Raw genomic sequence first — 12450 nt, forward strand, 5'->3', positions numbered from 1 at the left:
TGCCACCGTCCCCGGGGCTACCCCCCCTCCCCAGCCCTCCCCCACAAGGGGGGAGGGAGCGAGACAGGTGCTTACCCTCACGTCGATTGAGCGCACATACGGACACGGAGCTTGTCTCGTGCCTGTTGCAGCGGGCGATGCTCGCCCCGTTCCCTCCCCCCTTGCGGGGGAGGGTCAGGGAGGGGGGGTGCCACACGGGGACTCTCTCGGAAGGCCTGAGACCACCGTGCGGTCAGGCCACACCGCGCGGCTTAACGACGATGATGGTTCCTGCGGCAACCGGAAAAATGGCTGTCGCTTGCGGCAGGCTTAAGCGCTAGATTTTCTTCGGAAAATGAGATCGGACGCGGCCCCCGCCGCGACGCAAGGGAGAGGTTCCCCAGCAATGCTGCATGACTGGGGCGTGATCGCAGCCGCTTTCGGCTATATCGGCTTTCTGTTCCTGGTGGCGAGTCATGGCGACCGCCGCTCCCAGGCTAAAGCCGGCCGTGCCTCCGGCCTGATCTACCCGCTTTCGCTCGCGATCTATTGCACCTCGTGGACCTTCTTCGGCTCGGTCGGCTTCGCCACCCGCACCTCGACCGACTTCCTCGCGATCTATGTCGGCCCGGTCCTGATGATCGGGATCGGCACCGGCATCCTGCGCCGCGTGATCCAGCTCGCCAAGGCGCAGAACATCACCTCGATCGCCGACTTCATCGGTGCGCGCTACGGCAAGAGCCAGGCGGTGGCGGCAACGGTCGCTCTGATCGCGATCATCGGCTCGGTGCCCTATATCGCCCTGCAACTGAAGGCCGTCGCCTCCTCGCTCGAAACCATCTTGAGCGAGGACCAGGCCTTCTCCCACATCCCGATCCTCGGCGACATGGCGCTGATGGTGACGCTGACGATGGCGGCCTTCGCCGTGCTGTTCGGCACGCGTCAGACCGACGCCACCGAGCATCAGCACGGATTGATGCTCGCGGTCGCGACCGAATCCATCGTCAAGCTGGTCGCCTTCCTCGCCGCCGGCGCCTTCGTCACCTTCTGGATGTTCTCGCCGCAGGAACTGATCGAGCGCGCGATGAAGACGCCGGAGGCGGTGCGCGCCATCAACTATTCGCCCTCGATCGGCAACTTCCTCACCATGACGCTGCTGTCGTTCTGCGCGGTCATGCTGCTGCCGCGCCAGTTCCACGTCAGCGTGGTCGAGAATTCGTCCGATGCCGAGGTCGGCCGCGCACGCTGGCTGTTCCCGCTCTATCTCGTCGCCATCAACGTGTTCGTGATCCCGATCGCGCTCGCCGGCCTCGTGACCTTCCCGTTCGGCGCGATCGACCCCGACATGTACGTGCTGGCGCTGCCGATGGAGGGCGGCAACGACCTGCTCAGCGTCGCCATCTTCGTCGGCGGATTGTCGGCGGCGACCGCGATGGTGATCGTGGAATGCGTCGCGCTCTCCATCATGGTCTCCAACGACCTGGTGGTGCCGCTGGTGCTGAAGCGCCGGCCCGAGGGCCGCGCCGGCGCCACGGATTTCATCAACTTCCTGCTGCGCTCACGGCGGCTCGCGATCTTCGCCATCATGGTGATGGCCTATTTCTATTATCGCGCGCTCGGCAACACCCAGCTCGCGGCGATTGGTCTGCTGTCCTTTGCCGCCATCGCCCAGCTTGCGCCGAGCTTCTTCGGCGGCCTGTTGTGGCGGCGCGCGACCGCGCGCGGCGCCATCGGCGGCATGCTGGTCGGCTTCGCGGTGTGGCTCTACACGCTGTTCCTGCCGAGCTTCCTCGACTCCTCGACGTCAGGCATCCTGCTCCTCCAGCACGGTCCGTTCGGCATCGAAGCGTTGCGGCCGCAGGCGCTGTTCGGCGCCGACCTGCCGCCGCTGCTGCATGGCGTCGCCTGGTCGCTGTCGCTCAACGTCCTCACCTACGTACTGCTCTCGCTGGCGCGCCAGCCGAGCTCGATCGAGCTCGTGCAGGGCGACCTGTTCGTCCCCAACACGCTCGCGCCGATCGCACCGAATTTCCGCCGCTGGCGCACCACCGTCACCGTGCAGGACATCCAGAGCACCGTCGCGCAATATCTCGGGCCCGACCGCGCGCGGCATTCCTTCGAGGCCTTTGCAGCACGGCGCAATGTGCGGCTCGAAGCCGGGGCGCCGGCCGATTTCGAGCTGCTGCAGCATGCCGAGCACATGATCGCTTCCTCGATCGGGGCGGCCTCCTCACGCCTCGTGATGTCGCTCCTGCTGCGCAAGCGGACCGTATCGGCAAAAGCCGCGCTCAAACTGCTCGACGATTCCCATGCGGCGCTGCATTTCAACCGCGAGATCCTCCAGACCGCGCTCAACCATGTGCGCCAGGGAATCGCCGTGTTCGACGAGGACCTGCAGCTGATCTGCTCGAACCGGCAGTTCGGCGAGTTGCTGAGCGTGCCGCCGCATTTCATCCAGTTCGGCACGCCGCTGCGGGAGATCCTGGAATTCATGGGCGCCGGCAATCCGGCGGAAGTCGACGACCATGAGGCGATGCTGGCGCGGCGGCTCATCGCCTATACGACCGACAGCGCGCCGTATCTGGAGCGCCTGCCCGATCGCCACATGGTCATCGAGGTCCTGACCAATCGCATGCCCGGCGGCGGCTTCGTCATTACCTTCACCGACGTCACGCCCACCTTCGAGGCGGCGGAGGCACTGGAGCGCGCCAATGCCACGCTGGAAAAGCGGGTGCGCGACCGCACCGAGGAGCTGACCCGACTGAACTCGGAGCTGGCGCAGGCGAAGAGCAACGCCGAAGACGCCAACATATCCAAGACGCGCTTCCTCGCAGCGGCGAGCCACGACATTCTCCAGCCGCTGAACGCCGCGCGGCTCTACGCGACGAGCCTGGTCGAGCGTCAGCATGGCGGCGAGGAGACGCGGCTGGTCGAGAACATCGACGAGTCGCTCCAGGCGATCGAGGAGATCCTGGGCGCGCTGCTCGACATCTCGCGGCTGGATGCGGGCGCCATGACGACCTCAATCTCGAGCTTCAAGATCGGCGACCTGATGCGGTCGCTGGAGATCGAATTCGCGCCGATTGCACGCGCCAAGGGTTTGCGGCTGACCTTCATGCCCTGCTCGCTGGCGGTCAAATCGGACCGGCTGCTGCTGCGGCGCCTGCTCCAGAACCTGATTTCCAACGCGATAAAATATACGCCGCGCGGGCGCGTCCTGGTCGGTTGCCGCCGCCATGGACAATCGCTGAAAGTCTGCGTCTACGATACCGGCGTCGGCATCCCCGCCGTGAAGCGCAGCGAGATCTTCAAGGAATTCCACCGCCTCGAACAGGGCGCGCGGATCGCACGCGGCCTGGGGCTGGGCCTGTCGATCGTCGAGCGACTGGCGCGCGTGCTCAAGCACGGCATCGCCATCGATGCCAATGCGAGCGGGGGCTCGATGTTCTCGGTGACGGTGCCGACCGCGAAGGCTGCGACCCATACCGCGGCCGTGACCAGCGCCACGCCGCTCGCACGCACACCGATTGCCGGCGCGCTGATCGTGTGCATCGAGAACGACGCGGCGATCCTCGACGGCATGCGCACGCTGCTGAAGGCCTGGGATGCCGAGGTCATCGCGGTCGCCGATCCCGAGGGCGCGATCAGCGCGATCGAGGCGGCCGGCCGCAACGTGACGGGCCTGCTCGTCGACTATCATCTCGATCGCGGCAACGGCATCGCCGCTATCCGCGACATCCGCCGCCGCTTCGGCGACAACATCCCCGCCATCCTGATCACCGCCGACCGCAGCCCGGCCGTGCAGCTCGCGGCGCGCGAGGAGCAGATCGCGGTGCTGAACAAGCCGGTGAAGCCGGCTTCACTGCGCGCTTTGCTTGGCCAATGGCGCACGCAGCAGATGGTGGCGGCGGAGTGAGCGAAATACGTCGTCATTCCGGGATGGTGCGAAGCACCAGACCCGGAATCTCGAGATTCCGGGTTCGATGCTGACGCATCGCCCCGGAATGACAGCTAAGGATCACTCCGTCGGCGTGCCCTGCTTCCACTGGCCGCCGGCGATCTTGGCGGCGGCGATCACGGCCTGGGTGCGGCTTTCGACGCCGAGCTTTTGCAGGATGGCGGAGACGTGGGCCTTGATGGTCGCCTCGGAGACGCCGAGCTCATAGGCGATCTGCTTGTTGAGGAGACCTTCCGACAGCATCATCAGCACCCGCACCTGCTGCGGCGTCAGCGTCACCAGGCGATCGCGCAGACGCATCATGTCGGGATCGGCGGCGGAGTTGAGGTCGGTGTCCGGCGGCACCCAGACGTCGCCGTCCATCACCTTCAGGATGGCGTCACGCAGGGTCTCGACGCCGAACCGCTTGGGAATGAAACCGGAAGCGCCGAAGTCGAGCGAGCGGCGGATCGTGGCGCTGTCGTCGGACGCCGAGACGATGACCACCGGGATCGCCGGGTATTGCGCACGCAGATAGATCAGGCCGGAAAAGCCCGAAATTCCCGGCATCGACAGGTCGAGCAGGACCAGGTCGACGTCGGAATCCTGTTCCAGGAGCTTGGTCAGGTCTTCGAACGATCCGGCCTCGTCGACCCTCGCCGAGGTCAGAACGCCGGCCACGGCCTGGCGCAGCGCATCGCGGAACAGGGGATGATCATCGGCGATGACGAGGCGGGTTGCGGGAGCGTTCATCGATCTCTTGCTGTCGTTGTGGTCGGGCCAATTAGCCGAGGCACCGGCGGGTCAATTCTTCCCCGAGCGGCCGTGGCATGCAAGCACACATTATCCCTTTGCCGCAAAGGGGTTAATCCCGATCTTCTACCTCCCGCGGCATTGCATGCCAGCAGCCGTCAGGCACGCGTCAGTGCGAAAGGCCGAAAGTCGTATTGGGGCGGGTTTCACGGCGATGTTACCTTTGGGGCAAGCCCAGAGGCTGTTCGGCCGCGTCCGGACACCTGGGAGCGAGGAAACGATTTTCGGGGAGCGAACTCAACATGTCGACAATGACTGTGTCCCAGGCTCGTGCGGGAGGGATGACGAAGGACGAACGGTTCGTCATTCTCGCCTCTTCGCTCGGCACCGTCTTCGAGTGGTACGATTTTTACCTCTACGGTTCGCTCGCCGGCATCATCGGCCTGCAATTCTTCTCGGATTATCCGCCGGCGACCCGTGACATCTTCGCGCTGCTGGCCTTCGCGGCAGGCTTCCTGGTGCGCCCGTTCGGCGCCATCGTGTTCGGCCGCATCGGCGACATCGTCGGCCGCAAATACACCTTCCTCGTCACCATCCTGATCATGGGTCTGTCGACCTTCATCGTCGGCCTGCTGCCGAACGCCGCGACGATCGGGTTCGCAGCTCCCGTGATCCTGATCGCGCTGCGCCTCGCCCAGGGTCTCGCCCTCGGCGGCGAGTACGGCGGGGCGGCGACCTACGTTGCCGAACACGCGCCGAACGGCAAACGCGGCTACTATACCTCCTTCATCCAGACCACCGCGACGCTCGGTCTGTTCCTGTCGCTGCTGGTGATCCTGTTCACCCGCACCGCGACCGGCGAAGCCGACTTCGCCAAGTGGGGCTGGCGCATTCCGTTCCTGGTCTCCGTGCTCTTGCTTGGCGTCTCGGTCTGGATCCGGCTCCGCCTCAATGAATCGCCGATCTTCCAGAAGATGAAGGAAGAAGGAAAGAGCTCGAAGGCGCCGCTGACGGAAGCCTTCGCCAACTGGCAGAACGGCAAGCTGGTGCTGCTCGCCCTGCTCGGCGGCACCATGGGTCAGGGCGTGGTCTGGTACACCGGCCAGTTCTATGCGCTGTTCTTCCTGCAATCGATCCTGAAGGTCGACGGCTACACCGCGAACCTGCTGATCGCCTGGTCGCTCTTGCTGGGCACCGGCTTCTTCGTCGTGTTCGGCGCACTGTCCGACAAGATCGGCCGCAAGCCGATCATCCTCGGCGGCTGCCTGATCGCGGCGCTGACCTTCTTCCCGATCTTCAAGATGATCACCACCAACGCCAACCCGGCGCTGGAAAAGGCGATCGAATCGGGCAAGGTCGAGGTGTGGGCAGATCCCGCGGGCTGCGGCGACCTGTTCAACCCGGTCGGCACCCGCGTCTTCACCGCACCTTGCGACACCGCGCGCGCCTTCCTGTCCCAGTCATCGGTCAAATACGTGACGATGCCCGGCGCGGCCGGCTCCGGCGTCAAGGTCGTCGTCAACGGCAAGGAAGTGCCCTACGCCAACGCCAAGGACAGCAACCCGGCCGTCCTCGCGGCGGTGCAGGCAGCCGGTTATCCCAAGGCGGGTGACCCCGGCATCGTTAAGATGGCGCATCCGTTCGACATCTTCCGTCCGCAGGTGGCCGCGATCATCGGCCTGCTGTTCATCCTGGTGATCTTCGTCACAATGGTGTACGGGCCGATCGCGGCGATGCTGGTCGAGCTGTTCCCGACCAAAATCCGGTACACCTCGATGTCGCTGCCCTACCACATCGGCAACGGCTGGTTCGGCGGTCTGTTGCCGGCGACCGCGTTCGCGATCGTGGCCTCGACCGGCGACATCTATGCCGGCCTCTGGTATCCGATCGTGTTCGCAGTGATCACCGCCGTGGTCGGCTTCCTGTTCCTGCCTGAGACCAAGGACGTCGACATCAAGGCGACCTGATCGCGAAGCTGCCGGCGCCTGCCGCCGGCGGCGCAAGCCAATAGCAAACCGGCCGCGGCATCCCGCGGCCGGTTTTGTTTTGTCAGCCCATGCCGGTCTGGCCGATGAATTGCAGCACGACCTCGCGGCGGTGCGGCGCCTTGCGATGCTCGACCAGATAGATCCCCTGCCAGGTGCCGAGTGCCAGTTCGCCCTTCAGGACCGGCACCTGGAGCGATGTCCCCGTTAGCATGGTCTTGATATGCGCCGGCATATCGTCCGGCCCTTCGAGGTCATGCACCCACCCGGAATTCTCCGGCGCGAGCCGCGACAGCGCCGTCGTGAGATCGACGAGCACGGAGGGATCGGCGTTCTCCTGGATCGTCAGCGATGCCGAGGTATGACGGATGAACAGCGTCAGCGCGCCCTCGCGCGCATGAACGTCGCGCACGAATTTCTCGGCTTCCGCGGTGAGATCGATAAAACCGCGGCCTGAAGTGTGCACCGTCAGCAACGATGTGCTGATCGTCGCGGACTGCACGGTCGATGGCGCGGAGCGCGTGGTCGATGTCATGAAAGGTCTCGCTCTATCGAACGCCATAGTAGGGCGGGCAAAGCGAAGCGTGCCCACCTCTTCTATAGCAATCGTGAAAAGACTGTGGGCACGGCGCTGACGCGCCTTTGCCCACCCTTCGAAGGCTCAACGCATCGGCGCGCCAGCGGGTCCTCAAATCTTCCCCGACACGTCCTTCTGCACGCGGTTGGCCATCTCGATCAATCGTCGCCAGGCACGCTCCAGGAATGACACCACGCGGTCGACGTCCTGATCGCTCGGCAACGGGACCTCGATCTTGCGATTGTTCTCCGCAGCTTTCGGCTCGGCCTTCTTCAGCGAGTCAGATTTCGGCAGCGCCTCCTCGACCTTGCCGGAGACGGTCGGCCCGGCGGCCACCTGCGCCTTCAGCTTCTCGAGCTCGGCCTGCAGGCGGCCGATCTCGGCATCGAGCGCGGAGCGCTCGTCGGGTACGGCGTAGCAGGCCCAGCCCGCCCCGTTGTTCGAGCAGGTGGACACGACCCCCGTGCGCGTATCGAGCCGCAACACGCCGTCCGGGGTCGGCGTCATCGTGTAGCGGCCGTTCTCGCTGTCGGGCGCCGCCTGCGCGAATACGAGACCGCCACCCGCCGCGACAGCCACGGCGATGACGGCCGCCGAAAACCACGATGTCCTGGATGACGTCGCTGACCTCATGGCGCTGCTCCGTCGGAAATGATCTGACCTGTCCGCAATCCTACACCCCGCACGCGAAAAACGCGCCGGCGGGATGACTGATTTCCGTACCTCGTTCGGTATCCGCACAGCGGCCAAATCCGGGCAAGGCCCGCTGATTGCGGCGCGAGCTGCTGCGGTGCGGCGTCACGCTGTGTGTAGCGCTGGGGAACGCGGCGTTATCGCAAGTAATATCAAATAGATAAACGAAAACGACGCAATCGTGACTTGGCTTGACTTGATTATGTGCGGTCAGTATGGTCCGCGCGGCTTTCGAGGGTGGCGGGCGTAATTTCCATTCAACCGCGGCGTTTCGGGTCTTCGTTGCATGACTACAGGCACGGGGCACGGCGAGAATGGAAATGGCGATAAATCGCCTGAGGAAGCTGCGCTTTCCGCAAGGCTCGGAAGTCTTAATCAGCGGTTGTCCGAATTTCGCGACCGCAGGATCAAGACCGAGCAACCCGAAGGTGAAGGTGGAGACAGAGCGGCCAGAGCCTCGGCGATGGCGCTTGGTTTCCGGCTATCCTCCGAGTTGATCGCCGGGGTCATTGTCGGAGCGGGGATTGGCTGGGGTTTCGACCGCTTGCTGTCGACGTCGCCTTTCGGATTTATCGTGTTCACGCTGCTCGGCTTCGTGGCTGGTGTGGTGAACGTGGTGAGATCGGCGGGCGCGGGTCAAAACAGGCGCAGTGGTTCGTAGCCCCTCAGGCCAGAGGAATTGATCGTGCCGGCCTCGCCGGTACGGGCCGGCCCGGCCGGCTGACCGAGACCAGCCGGCTTGCCCGGCAGACCGAGAGATGCCGCGCGGATGACAATCGACCCGATCCATCAGTTCAATATCGAGCCTCTCTTCACGATCGGCCATATCGGCAATCACGCGATCGCCTTCACCAATTCGTCGCTCTACATGCTGGTGGCGGTGGCGGTGATCTCGCTCCTGATGCTCGCCAGCGGCACCCAGCTCGTTCCCGGCCGCCTGCAGTCGGTTGCCGAAATCTCCTACGAATTCGTCGCGACCATGATCCGCAGCAACGCCGGCGCGGAAGGCATGAAGTTCTTCCCGCTGATCTTCTCGCTGTTCATGTTCATCGCCGTCTCGAACCTGATCGGCATCATCCCCTACACCTTCACGGTCGCGAGCCAGCTGATCATTACCGCGACGCTCGCGCTCCTGGTCTTCTTCACCGTCCTGATCTACGGCGTCTACAAGAACGGCCTGAAATTCTTTAGTATTTTCGTGCCGCACGGCGTTCCCGGCTACATCCTGCCGCTGGTGATGTTCATCGAGATCCTGTCGTTCTTGCTGCGGCCGGTCTCGCACAGCGTGCGTCTGTTCGCCAACATGCTGGCCGGCCACATCGCGCTGAAGGTGTTCGCGGGCTTCGTCGCCATGCTCGGCGTCTCGCTCGGCGCCGTCGGCTGGATCGGCGGCGTGATGCCGCTCGCCCTTACCGTCGCGCTCACCGCGCTCGAACTTCTGGTCGCGTTCCTCCAGGCCTACGTGTTCGCGATCCTGACCTGCATCTACCTCAACGACGCCCTTCATCCCGGACACTGAGCGGTCCGGGGAATATCCACCCACAACCCAATCTTTCTTCCAAGGAGTCAAAAATGGATCCGGCAGCAGCAAAACTTATCGGCGCGGGCATCGCGTGCATCGGCATGGGCGGTGCGGGCGTCGGCGTTGGCGTCCTCTTCGGCAACTACCTCGCAGCCGCAGTGCGCAATCCGTCGGCCGCCCAGGGCCAGTTCGGCAACCTGATCTTCGGCTTCGCCGTGACCGAAGCGCTCGGCATCTTCTCGCTGCTGATCGCGCTGCTTCTGCTGTTCGTTCCGCTCTGAGGACGTGTTCGCGCCGCCCGACCTACGGGCGGCGCGCATGACAGCAACAGGAGATCTCCATGGCTGAGAGTCATGGCGGGGCAAAAGGCCCGGAGGCCAATGCTCACACCGAGGCCGAGGGCGGTCACCACGGCGGAGGCTTTCCGCCGTTCGACAGCAGCACCTTTCCATCGCAACTGGTGTCGCTCGCGATCTTCTTCGTCGCGCTCTATCTGATCGTGTCGCGCATTGCGCTGCCGCGCGTCGGCGGCGCGATCGAGGCGCGTCAGAACAAGATCGACGGTGATCTGGCCGAGGCGCAGAAGCTGAAGGACCAGTCCGACGCGGCGCTGAAGGCCTATGAAGGCGAGCTCGCTTCGGCGCGTTCGCGCGCCCAGGCGATCAGCAACGAGACCCGCGAAAAATCGAATGCGCAGGCGGAAGCCGACCGCAAGACGCTGGAAGAGCAATTGGCGAAAAAGCTCGCCGAGGCGGAGAAGACCATCGCCTCGACCCGCGCCACTGCCATGGGCAACGTCCGCGGCATCGCGGCCGATGCGGCCGGCACGATCGTGCAGCGGCTGACCGGCGTCGTTCCCGACGCTGCGTCGGTCAACGCCGCGGTCGATGCGTCCCTGAAAGGTTAGTCGAGATGTTCTTCGAACCTGAATTTTGGGTCGCCGTCGCCTTTGTGATCCTGATGGTCGTGTTTGGCTATCTCGGCATTCACAAGACCGTGCTGACCACGCTCGACCACCGCGCCGAGCGCATCAAGGCCGAGCTCGACGACGCCCTGCGCCTCAAGCAGGAGGCGGCCAAGGTGCTCGCCGACTACAAGGCCCGCAGCGCCTCCGCCGAGCGTGAGGCCCAGGACATCATCGCCAACGCAAAGGCCGAAGCCGAACGCATCGCGGCCGAAGCCAAGGCGAAGATGGAGGATTTCGTCGCCCGCAGAACCAAGACCGCGGAGAGCAAGATCGCGCTCGCCGAGGCCCAGGCGCTCGCCGACGTCCGCGCCGCAGCCGCAGAGGCCGCCGTCCAGGCCGCCTCCACGATCCTGTCGCAGTCGGTCAAGGGCAAGGTCGCGGACGACCTCCTCGCCAAGGGCATCACCGAGGTCCGGCAGAAGCTGAACTGAGGCGAGCTTCCTCACAAATCGAAAAGCCGGCGCGATGAGCGCCGGCTTTTTTTGTGGGCTGTTGTTGGGCTCGCACGCTTTCCAGATTCTCGTCGTCATCGCCCGCCTTGTGCGCAATTGCGCACTGGGGCGGGCGATCCAGTATTCCAGAGGCGGTGACGAATACGGAGAAGCCGCGGCGTACCGGATGCCCCGGTCAAGCCGGGGCATGACAGCCGAATTGATGACCCCAGCTACCCGCTTATTTCTTCTTCTTCGCCGGCGCCTTCGACGATCCCGACAACGCCTGCGGGTCGAAGCCGACGTAGAAGATGTAGGAATCGGCGGTCGCGGCAGACGGCATCGAATAGACCATGTCCTCGGCGACGAAGGTGAAGGGCACGCTGCCGTCCTCGGACATCGCCACCGTGGTGCGATAGGCCTTCGACCCGATCACCTTTTCGCCGACACCGCCCTGCACCACCGCGACGCGCAGCGGAATCTCCACAGACGACGGCGCACCGGCGGGGCCGGCGACGATACGGCCCTGGATGCCGATCCGCGCGGTGATCTCGCTGCCGTTGCGGACGCATTCGCGCGCCATCTTGGTGATCGAGGCCTGGTAGCGCACGTCGTTGCCGACCGCCTGCTTGCCGGGAACGGCCACGGCATAGGTGGACGCGCCCGAACGCACCGTGACCGGCGGGCAATCGACCTCGGTCTGGGCGTCGGCCGGCTGGCCGGGTGCCGGCGTCGTGGTCTGGGGCGCCTGCTCGTCCGAGGATCCGCCGAAGAGGCTCTTGAACCGGTCAGTCAGCGACTGCGCCGTAGCCGGCGAGGCCGCCGCGAACACAATCGACAACGCCAGCGCCATCACCGGACCTCGCCGCAGCGCGGTCTGCGAGGACCGAAGCTCTCTCACCTTCAAGGGACCATACTCCATGACAATGTCCCGGCAGATCGCCGGCCTGCTGCGCGTTATATCGCCAAAATCGGCGAACCCAAGGCACACGACACGGTAACTTTCGGCCTGCTTAGCCGCGGAAATCCTCGTGCAGCAAGCCGAACAACAGATGGTCCTGCCAGACCCCGTTGATGCAGAGATAGCGGCGCGCCAGCCCCTCGCGGGAGAAGCCGCACTTCTCCAGCACCCGGATCGACGGCGCATTGGTGGGGATGCAGGCGGCCTCCACCCGGTGCAGATTGAGCTCGCCGAACAGGGTCGGCAGCAGCACCCGCAGCGCCGCGGTCATATAGCCGCGATGGGCGTAGGGCTGCCCGACCCAGTAGCCGATCGTGCCGGCCTGGACGATGCCACGGCGGACATTGGCAAGCGTAATGCCGCCGACCATGGCGCTGTCGAGTTCCCGGAAGATCAGGAACGGATAGGAGCGGTCCGCGGCGATGTCCTCGGCATAGCGGCGCAGGCGCCGGCGGAAGCCCGAGCGAGTGAGATCATCGGACGGCCAGATCGGCTCCCAGGGCGTCAGGTAGTCCCTGCTTCCCTCGCGCAGATGCGCCCATTGCAGGAAGTCGGACATCTGCGGCGCACGCAACAGCAGCCCGTTGCCGCGCGGGGCGAGGGCGGCGGGTCCACTGGATGGCAAGCGAAAAAGGGCCATGTGAT

The 12450-nt window shown here is 64.9% G+C and carries 12 protein-coding genes; 7 read left to right on the forward strand and 5 right to left on the reverse strand.

The annotated features are described in order from the left end of the window. Window positions 1-385: 385 nt before the first annotated feature. On the forward strand, window positions 386-3895 hold the full coding sequence (locus tag YUU_RS0105155; RefSeq protein WP_027521418.1) for a PAS domain-containing hybrid sensor histidine kinase/response regulator: 3510 nt from the start codon (window positions 386-388) through the stop codon (window positions 3893-3895). Window positions 3896-3997: 102 nt separating this feature from the next. On the opposite strand, the gene YUU_RS0105160 is transcribed toward YUU_RS0105155, so the two are convergent. Beyond that, complete coding sequence (locus tag YUU_RS0105160) at window positions 3998-4669, reverse strand: response regulator transcription factor (protein ID WP_027521419.1); 672 nt, start codon at window positions 4667-4669, stop codon at window positions 3998-4000. 341 nt (window positions 4670-5010) lie between these two features. Here YUU_RS0105160 and YUU_RS0105165 point away from each other — a divergent pair, with 341 nt between their 5' ends. Continuing rightward, window positions 5011-6636, forward strand: a complete 1626-nt coding sequence (locus tag YUU_RS0105165) for an MFS transporter (protein WP_198031704.1) — start codon at window positions 5011-5013, stop codon at window positions 6634-6636. Between the two features lie 82 nt (window positions 6637-6718). Here YUU_RS0105165 and YUU_RS0105170 read toward each other — a convergent pair whose 3' ends face one another. Continuing rightward, the gene (locus tag YUU_RS0105170; RefSeq protein WP_027521421.1) at window positions 6719-7189 is read right to left on the reverse strand and encodes a secondary thiamine-phosphate synthase enzyme YjbQ; all 471 of its coding nucleotides are present in this window, start codon (window positions 7187-7189) and stop codon (window positions 6719-6721) included. 153 nt (window positions 7190-7342) lie between these two features. Continuing rightward, entirely contained in the window at window positions 7343-7864 is a 522-nt protein-coding gene (locus tag YUU_RS0105175) for a hypothetical protein (RefSeq protein WP_027521422.1), read from the reverse strand. 346 nt (window positions 7865-8210) lie between these two features. Here YUU_RS0105175 and YUU_RS0105180 point away from each other — a divergent pair, with 346 nt between their 5' ends. The 5 genes from YUU_RS0105180 (at window position 8211) to YUU_RS0105200 (ending at window position 10844) form a co-directional block, all read left to right on the forward strand. Then, window positions 8211-8585 carry an AtpZ/AtpI family protein gene (locus YUU_RS0105180; RefSeq protein ID WP_027521423.1) on the forward strand — a complete coding sequence of 125 codons (375 nt, stop codon included), beginning with the start codon at window positions 8211-8213 and terminating at the stop codon, window positions 8583-8585. A 108-nt stretch (window positions 8586-8693) separates the two neighbouring features. Next, complete coding sequence (locus YUU_RS0105185) at window positions 8694-9443, forward strand: F0F1 ATP synthase subunit A (RefSeq protein WP_027521424.1); 750 nt, start codon at window positions 8694-8696, stop codon at window positions 9441-9443. 53 nt (window positions 9444-9496) lie between these two features. Then, window positions 9497-9727, forward strand: a complete 231-nt coding sequence (locus YUU_RS0105190) for a F0F1 ATP synthase subunit C (protein WP_027521425.1) — start codon at window positions 9497-9499, stop codon at window positions 9725-9727. A gap of 59 nt (window positions 9728-9786) precedes the next feature. Then, window positions 9787-10353 (forward strand): F0F1 ATP synthase subunit B, encoded by a 567-nt coding sequence (locus tag YUU_RS0105195; protein ID WP_027521426.1) that lies wholly within the window; start codon window positions 9787-9789, stop codon window positions 10351-10353. 5 nt (window positions 10354-10358) lie between these two features. Beyond that, window positions 10359-10844, forward strand: coding sequence for an ATP F0F1 synthase subunit B (locus YUU_RS0105200; RefSeq protein WP_027521427.1), 486 nt, complete (start codon window positions 10359-10361; stop codon window positions 10842-10844). A 241-nt stretch (window positions 10845-11085) separates the two neighbouring features. Here YUU_RS0105200 and YUU_RS0105205 read toward each other — a convergent pair whose 3' ends face one another. Then, window positions 11086-11766: a hypothetical protein gene (locus YUU_RS0105205; RefSeq protein WP_035661294.1), complete on the reverse strand. Its 681-nt coding sequence runs from the start codon at window positions 11764-11766 to the stop codon at window positions 11086-11088. 91 nt (window positions 11767-11857) lie between these two features. Then, window positions 11858-12445, reverse strand: a complete 588-nt coding sequence (locus YUU_RS0105210) for a GNAT family N-acetyltransferase (protein WP_027521429.1) — start codon at window positions 12443-12445, stop codon at window positions 11858-11860. Window positions 12446-12450 lie beyond the last annotated feature (5 nt).

The organism is Bradyrhizobium sp. Ec3.3, assembly GCF_000472925.1.
Taxonomy (GTDB): domain Bacteria; phylum Pseudomonadota; class Alphaproteobacteria; order Rhizobiales; family Xanthobacteraceae; genus Bradyrhizobium.